The organism is Streptomyces sp. NPDC059080 (assembly GCF_042739975.1).
Lineage (GTDB): Bacteria > Actinomycetota > Actinomycetes > Streptomycetales > Streptomycetaceae > Streptomyces > Streptomyces benahoarensis.
Genome location: NZ_JBHYGX010000041.1, coordinates 1 through 16070, shown reverse-complemented (window position 1 = coordinate 16070; position 16070 = coordinate 1). Strand labels below are relative to the sequence as shown.

The window sequence follows — 16070 nt, the reverse complement described above, 5'->3', positions numbered from 1 at the left end:
GAGAGCCCGGCACGTACCGTTGGCATATTGCAGCGACAACCGCCGCCGACAATTCTCCGGATATCCATCGGGAAGATTCGGCCTACCGCCTGACGAGAGGGTATCGAGGCGATTCGCCCGCCCTCCACACAAAGAAGGAGAAAACGTCTCCTTCATGGGTCCGGATTACCTCTTGCCGGAAATCATGGGAACGATTACCGGAAACACCGCGGGAACATATGTCGTATAAACTCCGTCCACGAGGCGGAGACTTGGCCCCGTGTCGCGTTGCGCGCCCCTGCGCGGAGATACGCGCCCGGCTCCGACCCCGCACGCTGACAACGCCGTCCGCGTCTGCCGTGCCTCACCGTGTCTCCCAAGTGAGAGGCGACCACCATGCCGCTGCACGTACCCGCTGCCCCCGCACCCGCCCTGCGCAGCGTTCTCACCGCTCTCGGCGCGCCCAGCGCCGTCCGCGAGGCCCGCCCCGCCGCACTCCGCGCGCATCAGGGACCGCTCAGCGCCGACCACCCGCTCCCGGTCCACGTCCTGGACGGCATCGGCCGCACCGGCGCCCCGTCCCGCACCCGCCTGGCCGGGTGGCGCTTCCTGGTGCTCGGCGGCGAGCGGCCGGTCGCCGCAGCCGAGGCACGGCTGACGGCAGACGGCTGGGCGTTCGCCCACTTCTGCGGCGGCCCGTACGTCACGGCGACCGAACAGGCCCTTCACCAGGCCGAATCGCTCAGCGCCGCGTACCAGCCGCGGCTGCTGTCCGTACCGGAGCTGTACATGCTGACGCTGTGGCTGCACCACGACACCGCCTCCGACGGCACCTCGGGGCTGCCGGCCGCGGGCGATCTCCTGGTGCCGCTGGCCCCCGCACCGCCCGGGATCGCCGCGCACCTCCCGCAGCGGGTGGCCGACCTCCTGCCCCGGCTCAGCGACCGGCTCGCCCCGCCACCGCTCCTCGGCTCCACCGCCTGAGCGCGTCCGGAAGCGACCGTCCGACGGACACGGACCGCCGGACCGGCGCCCTCCGCACGGCGTACGCACCGCGCGGCCGAGCGCCCCGCGAGCCCCCGAGGCCGCGGGGCGCTCGGCTGTGCGACCCACGTGCAACCGTCCGCCGCCCCTCCCCTCAACCCCCCTGGCAAGGTGCGCATTTGGGAGCAACCGCCCGCACGGGTGACACGTCCGTATCGAGTGCGTACCACTGCTGCGAAATCCCTGCGGAAATCCGTCCGCGGGGCAACACTGAGTCCAACCGAAGGAAAACGGGGGAAGCGGCCATGACCACTTCACGCTCATCGAGCCGCACGACGACGTTCACCCATTCGCAGCGAAAGACAACGCCCATGTGTCAGCACCAGCCGCCCTGCCCGTCAGCCGACTCCACCGACCGGGAAGCCGCGCATCCCGTGGCGCACCACCCGGAGCAGGGCTGGAGCCTGTTGTGCAACGGCGTCCTCCTCTTCGAGGACACCGGTGAGCTTCTGCCGGACGGTCAGGTCATCGCCCCGCACCGTCCGGACGGCACGAACCGGGTCGCCACCACCGTCTGACCCGTCGCACGTCAAAGGGCCCCCGGCGCGATCGCCGAGGGCCCTCATCGCTGTGCGGGCGTCAGACGTCGTACTCCGTCAGCGGCGGGCAGGAGCAGACGAGGTTACGGTCGCCGAAGGCACCGTCGATGCGGCGGACCGGCGGCCAGTACTTCTCCGCCGCCACGACACCCGCCGGGAAGACGGCCTCCTCGCGGGTGTACGAGTGCGACCACTCACCGCCGAGCGCACCCGCGGTGTGCGGGGCGTTGCACAGCGGGTTGTCATCCTTGTCCCACTCGCCGGTGCCTACCTTTTCGATCTCCGCGCGGATCGCGATCATCGCGTCGCAGAAGCGGTCCAGCTCGGTGAGGTCCTCGCTCTCGGTCGGCTCGATCATCAGCGTGCCGGCCACCGGGAACGACATCGTCGGGGCGTGGAAGCCGTAGTCGATGAGGCGCTTGGCGACGTCGTCGATGCTCACGCCCGTGGCCTTGGTCAGCGGCCGGACGTCGATGATGCACTCGTGCGCGACCAGCCCGCCGGGACCGGCGTAGAGCACCGGGAAGTGCGGCTCCAGGCGCTTGGCAATGTAGTTCGCGGAGAGCACCGCGACCTGCGTGGCGCGCTTGAGGCCCTCGCCGCCCATGAGGCGGACGTACGCCCAGGAGATCGGCAGAATTCCGGCCGAACCCCAGGGCGCGGCGGAGATCGGGCCGACGCCGGTCTCCGGGCCCGCGGTGGGCTGCAACGGGTGGTTGGGCAGGTACGGCGCGAGGTGGGCGCGGACACCGACCGGGCCGACGCCGGGGCCACCGCCGCCGTGCGGGATGCAGAAGGTCTTGTGAAGGTTCAGGTGCGAGACGTCGCCGCCGAACTTCCCGGGCTCGGCGAGCCCGACCAGCGCGTTGAGGTTGGCGCCGTCCACGTAGACCTGGCCGCCCGCGTCGTGCACCGCCGCGCAGATCTCACTGATGTGCTCCTCGAACACACCGTGCGTCGACGGGTACGTGACCATCAGAACGGCCAGCTCGTCACGGTGCTTGTCGATCTTGGCGTGCAGGTCCTCGGTGTCGACCTCGCCGTCCTCGCCGGTCTTGACGACGACGACCTTCATGCCGGCCATCACAGCGCTCGCGGCGTTGGTGCCGTGCGCCGACGACGGGATGAGGCAGACGGTGCGCTGCTCGTCGCCGTTGGCGCGGTGGTATGCGCGCACCGCCAGCAGACCGGCCAGCTCACCCTGGGATCCGGCGTTCGGCTGGAGGGAGACCTTGTCGTAGCCGGTGACGGTGGCCAGCCGCTCCTCCAGCTCCTGGATCAGCGTGAGGTAGCCCTGCGCCTGCTCGGCGGGGGCGAAGGGGTGCAGCTGCCCGAACTCCGGCCAGGTGACCGGCTCCATCTCCGTCGTCGCGTTCAGCTTCATCGTGCAGGAGCCGAGCGGGATCATGCCGCGGTCGAGCGCGTAGTCCTTGTCGGACAGGCGGCGCAGGTAGCGCAGCATCGCGGTCTCGGAACGGTGCTGGTGGAAGACGGGGTGGGTGAGGTAGCCGTCGGTGCGCAGCAGGCCCTCGGGCAGCACATCCGCGGCCGCGGCGTCCAGCTGCTCGACGTCGCCGGAGAGGCCGAAGGCGCGCCAGACGGCGGCGAGCTGCGCCCGGCCGGTGGTCTCGTCGCAGGCGATGCCGACGTGGTCCACGTCGACCTGGCGGAGGTTGACACCGGCGTCCCGGGCCGCGGCGACGACGTCGGCGGCCCGTCCCGGCACCCGGGCGGTCACGGTGTCGAAGTACGCGCCGTGCAGCAGCTCCACGCCACCGGCCTTCAGGCCCTCGGCGAGGACTGTGGCGTAGCGGTGGGTACGGCGGGCGATGGCGGCCAGCCCGTCCGGACCGTGGTAGACCGCATACATTCCGGCCATGACGGCGAGCAGCACCTGCGCGGTGCAGATGTTGCTGGTGGCTTTCTCACGGCGGATGTGCTGCTCACGGGTCTGCAGGGCGAGCCGGTACGCCTTGGCGCCGTCGGCGTCGACCGAGACGCCGACCAGGCGGCCGGGCAGGCTCCGGGCGAACTTCTCGCGTACGGCCATGAAACCGGCGTGCGGGCCGCCGAAGCCCATCGGGACGCCGAAGCGCTGGGTGGTGCCCACCGCGATGTCGGCGCCCAGCTCGCCCGGCGAGGTGAGGAGGGTCAGGGCCAGCAGGTCGGCGGCGACGGTGACGACGGCGCCCAGCTCCTGGGCCTGCGCGATGACCTGGCGGGGGTCGCGGACCGCGCCGGACGCCCCGGGGTACTGCAGCAGCACACCGAAAACGCCGCGCTCGGCGATCTCCGCCGGGATGCCGTCACCGAGGTCGGCGACGACGACCTCGACGCCGGTGGGCTCGGCGCGCGTCCGGATGACGGCGATGGTCTGCGGCAGGCAGTCGGCGTCGACGAGGAAGACGCCCTGCTTGACCTTGCCGACCCGCCTGGAGAGCGCCATGGCCTCGGCGGCGGCGGTGCCCTCGTCGAGGAGCGACGCGCCCGAGGTGGGCAGGCCGGTGAGGTCGGCGACCATCGTCTGGAAGTTCAGCAGCGCCTCCAGCCGGCCCTGCGAGATCTCCGGCTGGTACGGGGTGTATGCCGTGTACCAGGCGGGGTTCTCCATGACGTTGCGCAGGATCACCGGCGGCGTGAACGTGCCGTGGTAGCCGAGGCCGATCATGGACGACAGAACCTGGTTGCGCTGGGCGAGGGCGCGCAGCTCGGCGAGGACGTCCGCCTCCGAACGGCCCTGCGGTAGCCCCAGCGCCTGGGCACTCTTGATCACATCGGGCACGGCGGCCGCGGTCAGCTCGTCCAGCGAACCGAATCCGACCTGCGCGAGCATCTTCGCCTGCGCCTCATGGTCCGGACCGATGTGCCGGTGCTCGAAGGGCGTACCGCCCTCCAGCTCGGCCAGAGGGATGCGATTGGTGGTCATCTGCGGGGGCCTCCTGGTCTCAACGACCTACGAGGGGCACCACGGCGCTGGTGCCCGGACGGCCTCCCCCTCTGTCATCTCAACCTGAGAGCTTCACCGGCCCACCGCTGCGGCCCGGCTTTCACCGTCGGTGAGGAGGGGTTCCGGCGCTGCGTCGTCCGTGGCCCGCCCTGCTTTCCAGAGTGACCTCGTCCGAGCGGTACGTGTGCCTGAGAGTTTCCGGGGAGGATTTGCTCCTTCGGCGTCCGCGCCGTGAACGACATGGACTCTCCCGCACGGGGTCAGCGGCCATTTGCCAGCCTACCAGCGCGTCATCTGGGCGATCCTTCGAGTGGCCGACATAAGAAATGTGCCGTTTGGTAGGTGTCACAATGCAGTTGCGACCACTTGGAGGGGCCGTGCAAACCGATATCGACCCGCGGAGCCTGATCGGCCGCAAGGCATACGACCGCCAAGGCGCCAAGATCGGCACCGTGGACGAGGTCTACCTCGACGACGCGACCGGCGAACCCGAATGGGCGGCAGTGCGCACCGGTCTTTTCAGCCGCGATGCCTTCGTCCCCCTGGAGCCGAGCCGTCTGGTCGACGACGCCCTGCGCATCCCCTACGACCGCAAGCTGATCAAGGACGCCCCCGACTTCGGCGTCGGCCGCCACCTCTCCCCCGAACAGGAACTCCAGCTCTACCACCACTACCGGCTGGACCTCACCTCCCCGGCGGACGTCGACCGTCCCCCCGCCGACAAGAACTTCGGCAACATCGCGGGGTCGGACGGCTGACGGCCGTCCCTGATACACAGCCCGACGATCCGCGCCCGGCCGACGCACTACGAGCCGCGGCAGGCGCCTCCCGAGGAGGAGATCGTCGACGGGCCGGGGGAAGCCACCCCACGTGCGGGCTCGCCATCGGGCGACGCCCCTGCCCGGTCAGGCTTCGGGCAGTCCGGCTCCTGGTGACCCGACTCCGCCCGGCCCGACTCCAGGAGGCCCGACCCCAGGTCGTCCGACTCCAGAGGGCCCGATTCCTGGTCGTACGACTCCGGACCGCCGGATATCGGGCGGCCGAATATCCCGCTCGGCCCGCTCTCTCCGCCCATGACCGGCGCTGCCTCACCCCGTACGGGACCCGCCGTCGGCGCGCCACCCACCAGCGGCAGCGGCTCTCCCGGCCGTAGCGCCGGATCGTCCACGGCGAAGGTCCGTACCCGCCCCGGCGCCGACCACGGCTGCTCGAAGCGCACCGTCACCCGTCCCACCCCGCTGCCCTGCACCCATCCGGCGCCGTACTCGTCATGGACGACGTCCAGCCCGGGGTGCCACCGCCGCGGCCGCTCCTCCTCCGGCTCCGCCCCGCCCCGCTCCTCGCCACCCTCCGCAGCCGCCCCCAGGGCCAGCTGAGCGGCTTCGACGGCCTCCCGCTCCGTGGCCAGCTGGGCGAACAAATCCTCCTGTGTGAAGTCGGCCAGCCCGCTCACCCCCACCCCCAGCAGCCGCACCCCGCCCGTGGTGTCCACCAGGTCCAGCAGGCGGAGCGCCGCCTCCCGCACCACCGCCGGGTCATCGGTGGGCCCTCGCAGCGTCTCCGACCGCGTCAGGGTCGAGAAGTCGTAGTTCCGTACCTTGATCACGACCGTGCGGCCGGAGCGACCGGCGGCCCGCAGCCGCTGCACACACCGCTCCGCCAGCCGCACCAGCTCGTTGCGCACCCGGGTGCGGTCGGTGAGGTCGACCTCGAAGGTGTCCTCCACCGACACCGACTTCGCGTCCCGCTCGGCGACGACCGGCCGGTCGTCCCGGCCCAGCGCCATCGCGTACAGCCCCGCCCCGTGCGCCCTCCCCAGCAACCGCACCAGCTCCGCCTCCCCCGCCTCGGCGGTCTCCGCGACGGTCGTGATCCCTGCCCGGCGCAGCGCCTCGGCCGTCGCCGGTCCGACACCCGGCAGGGTGCGGACGGTCATCGGCCCCAGCAGCTCGCGCTCGGTGCCCGGCTCGATGATCCGCAGGCCATCCGGCTTGGCTGCCTCCGATGCGATCTTGGCGAGCATCTTGGCCCCGGCCAGCCCCACCGAGCCCGTCAGCCCCGTGACAGCCCTGATGTCGCGCCGCAGCTGCTCGCCGACCGCGCGGGAGGCGGCGGAGTCGGCCGCGACGCCGCCCGCCTCCAGGTCGACAAACGCCTCGTCCAGGCTCAACGGCTCGACCAGCGGCGACAGCGCGTGCAGCAGCTCCATGACGCTGCCGCTGACCTGCCGGTAGACGGAGAAGCGCGGACTGAGATAGGCGGCATTGGGGCACAGCCTGCGTGCCTGGGCCGTAGGCATCGCCGACCGCACCCCGAAAACCCGTGCCTCGTACGACGCGGTCGAGACGACGCCGCGCGGCCCGATTCCGCCCACGACCACCGGCTTACCGCGCAGGCTGGGCTTGGCCGCCTGCTCGGCGGCCGCGAAGAACGCATCCATGTCGAGATGCAGAATCGTCGGCGCACGTCTCACACAACCGATGCTGCCGCATGCCACTGACAATCGGCCCCGAGCAGGGCCGGAACGTCCGCCGAAGGCCGCCCGGAGGCGGCCGGGGCTCAGCCCGCGCGGTTGCGCCGCCGGGCCAGCTCGTCGTGCGGGTTCTGCCCGACCAGGGTCTCGCCCGTGTCCACCCGCTCACCGTGCAGCTGGGACAGCGCGCTCTCCACGTCCCGCCACACCACGCCGATGGCGATGCCGAAAACGCCCTGACCGCCCTGGAGGAGATCGACCACCTGATCCGGGGAGGTGCATTCGTAGACCGTCGCGCCGTCGCTCATCAGCGTCATCCGCGTCAGATCGGCCAGGCCCCGGGAGCGCAGGTGCTGCACCGCGGTGCGGATGTTCTGGAGCGACACGCCCGTGTCCAGCAGCCGCTTGACGATCTTCAGCACGACGACGTCCCGGAAGCTGTAGAGCCGCTGGGTCCCCGAGCCGTACGCCGGGCGAACACTCGGCTCCACCAGGCCGGTACGCGCCCAGTAGTCGAGCTGCCGGTAGGTGATGCCCGCGGCCGCACACGCGGTCGGTCCGCGGTAACCGATGATCGCCGTTCCACGCTCCGCCGACACCGCGGCGGCCTGTACCGGGGCTCGGTCCGCCACCACACCCGGAGGGAGCGGCAACGCCCCCTCCGCCGTACCGTCACCGGTGATTGCCACGCCGCCCTCCGTCCTCCACGTCCCGGACGGGACCTGCCGTATCGACGGTATGCAGTCGCTCGGGGTGCGTCAACGATCGCCGCGCTCGCCACGCCGAGTGATAATCACCCCACGAGTGGTTTCTCGTACCCCGAGACGGGGAAGGCGTAGTCGGTTGGCCGAAAACTTCAGCCGATGGCCGGTTTCTTGCGGAGCCCATGGAAGCGCCGCCACCGGCCGCTGTCACTGGCTGTTGGTGCCGAAATCCTCGGGCGAGATCTGGTCGAGGAACTCGCGGAACTTCTCCACCTCGTCCTCCTGCTCGTCCGGAATGGCGATGCCCGCGTCGTCCAACACACCGTCGGTGCCGAAGATCGGCGTACCGGTGCGCAGCGCCAGCGCTATCGCGTCGGACGGCCGTGCACTGACCTCCACCCCGCTGGCGAAGACCAGCTCGGCATAGAACACCCCCTCGCGCAGATCCGTGATGCGGACCTGCGTCAGCTCCTGGCCCACCGCTTCCAGCACGTCCTTGAAAAGGTCGTGCGTCAGCGGCCTGGCAGGGACCATGCCCTGCTGGGCGAAGGCGATGGCGGTGGCCTCCCCCGGCCCGATCCAAATGGGCAGGTAACGATCGCCTCCCACCTCCCGCAGGAGCACGATCGGTTGGCTGGAAGGCATTTCCACCCGGACACCCACGACGTCGAGCTCGTTCACACAGCAACCCTAGGACGTGCCCGGCAGGTTTGGGTAGTCGGGCAGGTATTTGCTCACTGGAGTTGGGCCCGCAGCGCGCTCTCGACGAGCGCGGCATGCAGCCGCACGGAGAGGGTGGCCAGCTCCCTGGCCGTGGCCTCCGCATGCGCCCTGGTCTGCGGGTTACGGTGCCGCCGCAGCGGCGCCACGACCTGTTCCACCAGGCCGGCCTCGCGCTCGGCGGCGGCCTTCACGGCCCGCAGATGACGCGGTTCGAGCCCGAAACCGCCGAGATCCGCGACGAGCCGGGCGATACCGACGGCCTCGCCGCCGTAGCGGCCCTCCGCATCGGCGGTGAGCAGGCCGTACGACTCCCACTCGGCCAGCGCGGCCTCGTCCACCTCAGCGGCGGCGAGCAGCTCGGCGCGGCCGATCCGGGCCGTCGCGGGCCGCTCCTCGCCCAGCTCGGGGACGCCCTCCACCAGGTCCCTGGAGGGCGCCGGGGCGGGCAGCGGCACCTCCTCGCCGCGCTCCTGGGCGTCGAGGTGCTCACGGATGACCTTCAGCGGGAGGTAGTGATCCCGCTGCATCCGCAGCACGCTCGCGAGGCGCTGGACATCCGCGGTGGTGAATTTGCGGTACCCGGACGACGTACGCGTCGGCTCGACGAGTCCCTCGGCCTCCAAGAAACGGATCTTGGAGATCGTGACCTCGGGGAACTCCTCGCGCAGCAGGCCGAGCACCGCGCCGATGCTCACCGGCTTGCCGTCCGAGGAGGTGGTGCCGGACGAACCGGCACCACCTGTCGGTGTGTGGCGCATATGCCTTCCCTGGCCGGTCAGATCCCCGCGCCCCGCTGGCTCGGGTAGAAGACCAGGCGGTACTTACCGATCTGCACCTCGTCACCGCCGGCCAGAGCGACGGAGTCGATCCGCTCGCGGTTGACGTAGGTGCCGTTGAGGCTGCCGACGTCGGAGACAGTGAAGACACCGTCCTGACCTCGGCGGAACTCCACATGACTGCGGGAGACCGTCACATCGTCGAGGAAGATGTCGCTCTGCGGATGCCGGCCCGCCGTCGTCAGCTCGCCGTCCAGCAGGAAGCGGCTGCCGGAGTTGGGCCCCCGGCGGACGATCAGCAGCGCGGATCCCAGCGGCAGCGCGTCGACCGCCGCCTGCGCCTCGGGCGACAGCGACGGGCTCAGGTTCTGCCCCGTGGCCTCCCCGTCGTACGCCTCGATACCGGAGATCGAGATCGTCGACGTCGTCTCGGACGGGCGCTCGGGCTGCGCGCCCGCACGCAGCGGCGCGCCGCACTGCGAACAGAACTTGCCCGCCTCGGCGTTCCGGTGACCACACCTCGGGCAGGTCGAGGCCGCCGCCCCTTCCGCACCCGGCGCCGCAGAGCCCTGGGCACCTATGCGACCGGCACCGGACGGGTCACCAGCACCTGCCCCGGGACCACCCGCGACCTCATCGCGGAAGAGCGGACGGTCCGCTCCGGCGCCGCCCTCCTCGGGCTGACGCGGGGCGCGGTGCCGCGCCGTGCCGCTGTCACCCTCCTGGCGTGCGCTCTTGCCGAACAGCTTTCCAAACAACTTCACGGGCGATTCCCCTTGTACGAAACAGACCCGCCCGTGGGGCAGGACGAACCCTCGATGCACACACCGGCCGATCCGGACATCCTGTGAACGTCCGCGGCCTCCAGACAGTTTCCCTCACACGCCCCATACACGGTGCGTCGACCCCCCGCTACCTCATGCCCTTCCCGGGCCATCCCCATACGCGTCTCTCTCACTGCGATGACGACCGAGCGTAGTCAGGCCGCTTCGCCTCTCGCAAGGCGTCCACGATGATCTTCTGCTCACCCGTGACACCCACCGCGGCCTGCTCCTTTTCCAGAGTCTGCACCACACCACCGGGGATGTTGAGCGCCGGCTCCAGATCCTGCGGCTTCCCGATGACCTTGAAACGGTACGGCTGCGTGACCCTCTTGCCGTCGATCTCCACTCCGCCGCGGACATCCGAGAGGTAACTGTTCGCAACGATACGGACGTCGTTCACCTGAATCGCCTCGGCACCCGCGGCACGCAGCTCCTGGATCGTGTCGAGCAGCTTGTCCGCCTCCACGGAGTGCGTCGGGTCGTCGATGGTCAGGTTGATGCCGGGCCCCTGGGCCGCGACAGTCCCGGCCAGCACGCCCAGCTGCTGTTCCTTCTCCACGGTCTGCTTACGCGCCTCCTCTGCCTGGTCCGAGCTGTTCTCCAGCTCGGTCTTCTGCCCCTCCAGGCGCCGCTGTTCGTCCGTCAACCGTTGCGAGCGGTTATCCAGTTCGTCCAGGATGCGTACCAGATCCTCCTGGCGCGCACCACGTAGCGCGCTGCTGTCACTCGTGGAACGTACCTGAATCGCCAGCCCCAGGCCGAGAATGAACAGCAGCACCGCAACGATCAGTTGAGCGCGGGTCAGCCGTGGCGGCCACAGACCGGCGCGCAGCCGCTGGCGACCGGTCATCGGCGGCTCCCCGCCGTCGCCGCCCTCCGCGGCCCCGTCCGGCCGCCCACCGGCGCCGCTCCCGCCGCCCGAGGCGCCCCCGGACGCGTCGCTTCCGTCCGCCGGATCGCGGGGACCGGCCCCACCGTCCCGACCGGCGTGTCCCGCCCCGGCGTCCGGCCGCAGTCGGCTCTCGGGCGGCATCGGCCTCCGGTCCGCAGGCCGCCGCTCGGGCTGATCTGCCGCCCGGCCCGCGACCTCCGCCTCCGGAAGCTCACGGCGTACAGGAGCCGCACCGTCATCGGGAAGCTCACGGCGCGCCGGAGCCCCGGCCTGCGGGCGGCTCACGGGAGCCTCGGCCCGCGGACGGCGCGCGACCTCTCCGCGGGGCATCGTCTCCGGAGCCGTGTCCCCCTCGGGTCGCGGCGTCCCGTCAGCGGCCGAACGTTCCGGCTCGGGGGTCTCGTCGTTCGCCATCCGCCTCACGCCCTGAAGATGTGCCGGCGGATCGCGGCGGCGTTGGAGAAGATCCGGATGCCGAGCACCACGACCACGCCAGTGGAGAGCTGGGCGCCTACGCCGAGCTTGTCCCCGAGGAACACGATCAGGGCGGCGACCACGACGTTCGACAGGAACGACACGACGAAGACCTTGTCGTCGAAGATGCCGTCCAGCATCGCACGCAGACCTCCGAACACGGCGTCCAGCGCAGCCACCACAGCAATCGGCAGGTAGGGCTCGACCACCGTCGGCACCACGGGCCGGACCACGAGCCCGACCACGACCCCCACGATGAGCCCCAATACGGCGATCACGATGTGCCCTTCCCTATGTCGGCGCCGTCCGCCTTCGTGGCGCCGGTCTGCGGCTGTGCTGTGCGTACGATCACACTGGGCGCGGGCGGCAGGGTGACCTCACTCTCCACGGAAATCCTGGTGCGCACGCCGTAGTTCTCCTGCAACACGTGCAAATACCGGCCGTCGACGCTGTCCTGGAACGCGGTACTGAGCCGCTGCCCGTCCCCCACCGCCAGCACCGTGTACGGCGGTACCAGCGGTTTGTTGTCGACCAGTATGGCGTCTCCCGCGGCTCTGATCGCCGACAGGGACGTCAACCGCTGCCCGTTGACGGAGATCGCCTCCGCTCCGGACTGCCAGAGGCCGTTGACCACACGCTGCACGTCCCGGTCGCGTACCCGCCCGGTGTCGGAGAAACCATTGCTCTCCCGGGGGCCGCCGCCGTTCCCGGACTCCGCGCCCTTGGCGTCGTCGATCACGAGTTTCACGCCACGGCCGGTGACCTGCGTCGAACCGGCCAGCAGGGCCAGCAGCTCGGCCTTGTCCCCACCGTAGCGGCGCAGAGCCTCGCGCCGCATGGCGTCGACGGAGTCGCGCAGGGCATCGACCCGGTGCTGCTGCGCGTCGGCCTCGTCGGTGCCCTTCTGGATACGGTTGATCAGCTCTTCGCGCTCTTTCGCGAGCGTCGGCGCGGATATCCGCGCCTGCGCGGCGCCCACCGTCACCACCACCGCGGCGAGCACCAGTCCGGCGGCGAGCCCCAACTTCGCCTGCAGCGTGCGCGGAAGGCCGCCGAAACCCGCGGTGGCCTTCCGCTCGGCGGCCTCCGCGTATCCGTCGTCGAGGCTGTGATCCATCACATTGGTCAGCAGCGACATGGACGCGTCGGGGCGCGCGGCCTGTCTCCTGGTGGTGCTCCGATCGGGGCGCTGCTGCGACATGCCGCACATCGTCGCACGTCGCCCGCGTGGCCTCCCAATGGCCCCACCGACGTGCCGGATCGCGGCACGCCGGTGGGGTGCAGGTCAGCGGCCCGCGCCGTCAACCACCGTTGACCATTCGTCCAGCAGCCGGTCCGCGGAGGCTTCGTCGGGACCCTCCGCCCACAGATGCGTGACCGCCTCCGCGGGGTCGGGCAGAACGAGCACCCACCGGCCGTCCGCCTCCACCACCCGCACGCCGTCGGTGGTGTCCACGGACCGGTCCCCTGCGGCCTCGACGACGTGCCGCATGACCAGGCCCTTGACGGCCCAAGGCGTCGCGACGTCCCGGCGCCGTACGTGCGCCCGCGGGATGCGCGCGTCGATCTGGCTGAGCGTGATCTGCGACCGCGCGATCAGCCCGAGCAGTCGCACGAACGCGGCGGAGCCGTCGAAGACGCTGCTGAACTCCGGGATGATGAAGCCGCCTCGGCCGTCGCCGCCGAAGACCGTGCCGTCCTCCCGCCCGACCCGCGTCAGGTCGTCGGGCGACGTTGTCGTCCATTCGACCTGTGTGCCGTGGTACGCGGCGACCTGCTCGGCAATGCGGGTCGTCGTCACGGGCAGTGCCACCCGGCCGCTGCGGCGCTCCGCGGCGATCAGATCGAGCATCACCAGCAGTGCACGGTCGTCCTCGATGATCCGGCCGCGCTCGTCCACCAGCGACAGCCGCTCGCCGACCGGATCGAAGCGCACTCCGAACGCCGCCCGCGCCGACGCGACGATCTCGCCGAGGCGGACGAGTCCCTTGCGCCGGGCCTCGCCCGTCTCGGTCGGCCGCGCCTCGTTCAGGCCGGGATTGATCGTGAGGGCGTCCACGCCGAGGCGGCCCAACAGGCTCGGCAGAACCAGCCCGGCGCTGCCGTTGGACGCGTCGACGACGACCTTCAGCCCGGATTCCGCGAGCCCTTCGGTGTCAACGGCCCGCAGCAGCGATCCGGTGTACGAATCGAAGACACTGGACGGGAACCGCAGATCACCGATTTCGCCGGGAAAGGCGCGGCGGTATTCCTGACGGGCGTAGACGCGGTCAAGTTTCCGCTGCCCGGCCTGGGATAGGTCGGCGCCGCGTGCGTCGAAGAACATGATGTCGACGGAGTCGGGAACGCCGGGTGTCGTACGGACCATGATGCCGCCGGCACTGCCCCGCGCGGTCTGCTGACGGGCGACCGGCAGCGGCACGTTCTCCAGGTCCCGTACGTCTATGGCACTGGCCTGGAGCGCGGAGATCACGGCGCGTTTGAGCGCGCGGGCGCCTCGGGAATGGTCACGTGCCGTGGTGACCGTGGCGCCTTTCTTGAGCGTGGTCGCATAGGCTCCGGCGAGCCGTACGGCCAGCTCCGGCGTGATTTCCACGTTGAGGATCCCGGAGACCCCCCGGGCGCCGAACAGATGCGCCTGCCCCTTCGACTCCCAGATCACCGACGTGTTGACGAAGGCACCGGCCTCGATCGTCTTGAACGGGTAGACCCGCACATTGCCCTGAACGATCGATTCCTCACCGACGAGGCATTCGTCGCCGATGACCGCACCGTCCTCGATCCGGGCGGCGCTCATGATGTCGGTGTTCTTCCCGACGACACAGCCGCGGAGGTTGGTCCGGGGCCCGATGAAGACGTTGTCGTGCACGACGGCCTTATGGAGGAACGCGCCGCTCTTCACCACGACGTTGGAGCCGATGACCGTGTGTTCGCGGATCTCCACATCCGCTTCGACCTTGGCGTAGTCCCCGATGTACAGCGGACCGCGCAGTATGGCGTCGGGATGGACATCGGCACCTTCGGCCACCCATACGCCGGGCGAGATCTCGAAGCCGTCGATTTCGACGTCGACCTTGCCGTCCAGGACGTCGGCCTGGGCTTTCACATAACTTTCGTGGGTGCCGACGTCCTCCCAGTAGCCCTCCGCGACATAGCCGTAGATCGGCTTGCCTTCCTTCATCAGCTGGGGGAAGACGTCGCCGGACCAGTCGACGGAGACATCGGGCTGGACGTAGTCGAAGACCTCGGGCTCCATGACGTAGATGCCCGTGTTGACGGTGTCCGAGAAGACCTGGCCCCAGGTGGGCTTTTCCAGGAAGCGTTCGACCTTGCCCGCCTCGTCGACGATGGTGATGCCGAATTCGAGGGGGTTGGGAACCCTCGTCAGACAGACGGTGACGAGGGCGCCCTTCTCCTTGTGGAAACGGATGAGGTCGGTGAGGTCGAAGTCAGTGAGGGCGTCACCGGAAATTACGAGGAACGTATCGTCCCGCAGGGCCTCTTCGGCGTTCTTCACGCTGCCCGCGGTGCCGAGGGGTTTTTCCTCATTGGCATAGGTCAGTTCCATGCCCAGCTCTTCGCCATCGCCGAAGTAGTTCCGGACGAGTGAGGCGAGGAATTGCACGGTTACCACGGTCTCGGTGAGACCGTGCCGCTTCAGCAGCCGCAGTACATGCTCCATGATCGGCCTATTGGCCACGGGGAGCAGAGGTTTGGGCATGCTGGACGTCATGGGGCGAAGACGTGTGCCTTCGCCACCAGCCATCACAACGGCCTTCATGTCGGAAGCGTCCTCCTCTAAGAGACGACGGTCTTGCCGACTTCACCCGTCTGGATCGCCCACTGTTCTCACGTACGGGCGCCAGGGTGGCACTGGTATTGCCTGTTCGGCGAGCTCAGTCGGCTGTGGCGTCCGCCCTGATGATCCTGCGGACCTGAACCACGTAGAGGATTCCTGCCCACCAGTAGAGCGCCGTACCCCATCCGGCGAAAGCCCATCCGAAAACAGCAGCGAGGGTATGAAGCCAGCCACTTCCCTCACTGAGAAGGAGCAACGGGAAGGCGTACATGAGGTTGAACGTTGCGGCCTTGCCGAGGAAGTTCACCTGGGGCGGACCGTATCCGTGCCGACCGAGGAATCCGACGGCGATCAGCAGCATGAGTTCCCGCGCCACCAACGCCGCGGTGAGCCACAGTGGCAGGATCTCCCGCCAGGTGAGTCCCACGAGAGTGGAAAGGATGTACAGCCGGTCCGCGGCCGGGTCGAGGAGGCGTCCCAGGCTGCTGATCTGGTTCCAGCGACGGGCGAGTTTACCGTCGAGATAGTCGCTGACTCCGCTCAGGGCCAGCACGAGCAACGCCCAGCCATCGGCCTTGGGGCCGCCGAATTCCGGCCACAGAATCAACCACAGGAAAACCGGCACGCCGACCAGGCGCGCCATGCTCAGAATGTTCGGGATGGTGAGGACGCGATCCGTGTGGACCCGCGTCTCCTGGACCTCCACGCGGGGGCCTCCTGTGGGAAATGTTCCAACAATGCTCCCTGACCCTACCTGCCGCCCCGAGCGGTTTGCTCCTGGGGTCTGCAGGTTGCCCATGAAACGCAAAAATGCTCCGGCCCCCGGAAACCACTGAATGGTTTCCGGAGACCGGAGCTCAAAAATTGTTCGGCGGCGTCCTACTCTCCCACAGAGT

At 69.8% G+C, this 16070-nt stretch carries 14 protein-coding genes and 1 riboswitch; of the genes, 3 read left to right on the top strand and 11 right to left on the bottom strand.

Features of this window, described 5'->3' with window-relative positions:
- Window positions 1-375: 375 nt before the first annotated feature.
- Window positions 376-963: a hypothetical protein gene (locus ACFWWQ_RS24750; RefSeq protein WP_384600058.1), complete on the top strand. Its 588-nt coding sequence runs from the start codon at window positions 376-378 to the stop codon at window positions 961-963.
- A 371-nt stretch (window positions 964-1334) separates the two neighbouring features.
- Window positions 1335-1541 carry a DUF5999 family protein gene (locus ACFWWQ_RS24745; protein ID WP_143943666.1) on the top strand — a complete coding sequence of 69 codons (207 nt, stop codon included), beginning with the start codon at window positions 1335-1337 and terminating at the stop codon, window positions 1539-1541.
- A 61-nt stretch (window positions 1542-1602) separates the two neighbouring features.
- Here the strand turns inward: ACFWWQ_RS24745 and gcvP are convergent, their stop codons facing one another.
- A complete protein-coding gene (gene gcvP, locus ACFWWQ_RS24740; protein WP_384600055.1) occupies window positions 1603-4488 on the bottom strand; it encodes an aminomethyl-transferring glycine dehydrogenase in 2886 nt (961 codons plus the stop codon).
- Window positions 4489-4675: 187 nt separating this feature from the next.
- A riboswitch (glycine riboswitch) is annotated at window positions 4676-4772 on the bottom strand.
- Between the two features lie 114 nt (window positions 4773-4886).
- Between gcvP and ACFWWQ_RS24735 the strand changes: the two genes are divergently transcribed.
- Window positions 4887-5267, top strand: coding sequence for a PRC-barrel domain-containing protein (locus tag ACFWWQ_RS24735; RefSeq protein ID WP_384600052.1), 381 nt, complete (start codon window positions 4887-4889; stop codon window positions 5265-5267).
- Window positions 5268-5314: 47 nt separating this feature from the next.
- Here ACFWWQ_RS24735 and ACFWWQ_RS24730 read toward each other — a convergent pair whose 3' ends face one another.
- The 10 genes from ACFWWQ_RS24730 to ACFWWQ_RS24685 all read right to left on the bottom strand — a co-directional run bounded on the left by ACFWWQ_RS24730 (window position 5315) and on the right by ACFWWQ_RS24685 (window position 15880).
- Window positions 5315-6982: a DNA polymerase IV gene (locus tag ACFWWQ_RS24730; RefSeq protein ID WP_384600050.1), complete on the bottom strand. Its 1668-nt coding sequence runs from the start codon at window positions 6980-6982 to the stop codon at window positions 5315-5317.
- 86 nt (window positions 6983-7068) lie between these two features.
- Window positions 7069-7671, bottom strand: a complete 603-nt coding sequence (locus ACFWWQ_RS24725; protein ID WP_384600048.1) for a MerR family transcriptional regulator — start codon at window positions 7669-7671, stop codon at window positions 7069-7071.
- Between the two features lie 222 nt (window positions 7672-7893).
- Window positions 7894-8367, bottom strand: a complete 474-nt coding sequence (locus tag ACFWWQ_RS24720) for a bifunctional nuclease family protein (protein ID WP_006606439.1) — start codon at window positions 8365-8367, stop codon at window positions 7894-7896.
- Between the two features lie 53 nt (window positions 8368-8420).
- Window positions 8421-9167 carry a MerR family transcriptional regulator gene (locus ACFWWQ_RS24715; protein ID WP_384600045.1) on the bottom strand — a complete coding sequence of 249 codons (747 nt, stop codon included), beginning with the start codon at window positions 9165-9167 and terminating at the stop codon, window positions 8421-8423.
- Between the two features lie 17 nt (window positions 9168-9184).
- On the bottom strand, window positions 9185-10021 hold the full coding sequence (locus ACFWWQ_RS24710; RefSeq protein ID WP_384600158.1) for an FHA domain-containing protein: 837 nt from the start codon (window positions 10019-10021) through the stop codon (window positions 9185-9187).
- Between the two features lie 118 nt (window positions 10022-10139).
- Window positions 10140-11042 carry a DUF881 domain-containing protein gene (locus tag ACFWWQ_RS24705; RefSeq protein WP_384600042.1) on the bottom strand — a complete coding sequence of 301 codons (903 nt, stop codon included), beginning with the start codon at window positions 11040-11042 and terminating at the stop codon, window positions 10140-10142.
- Between the two features lie 278 nt (window positions 11043-11320).
- Window positions 11321-11653: a small basic family protein gene (locus ACFWWQ_RS24700; RefSeq protein ID WP_030282870.1), complete on the bottom strand. Its 333-nt coding sequence runs from the start codon at window positions 11651-11653 to the stop codon at window positions 11321-11323.
- On the bottom strand, window positions 11650-12585 hold the full coding sequence (locus ACFWWQ_RS24695; RefSeq protein WP_384600039.1) for a DUF881 domain-containing protein: 936 nt from the start codon (window positions 12583-12585) through the stop codon (window positions 11650-11652). Before ACFWWQ_RS24695 ends, ACFWWQ_RS24700 begins: the two co-directional genes overlap by 4 nt.
- A gap of 75 nt (window positions 12586-12660) precedes the next feature.
- Entirely contained in the window at window positions 12661-15156 is a 2496-nt protein-coding gene (locus ACFWWQ_RS24690) for a sugar phosphate nucleotidyltransferase (RefSeq protein WP_384600036.1), read from the bottom strand.
- Window positions 15157-15271: 115 nt separating this feature from the next.
- The gene (locus ACFWWQ_RS24685; protein ID WP_384600033.1) at window positions 15272-15880 is read right to left on the bottom strand and encodes a CDP-alcohol phosphatidyltransferase family protein; all 609 of its coding nucleotides are present in this window, start codon (window positions 15878-15880) and stop codon (window positions 15272-15274) included.
- Between the last annotated feature and the right edge of the window lie 190 nt (window positions 15881-16070).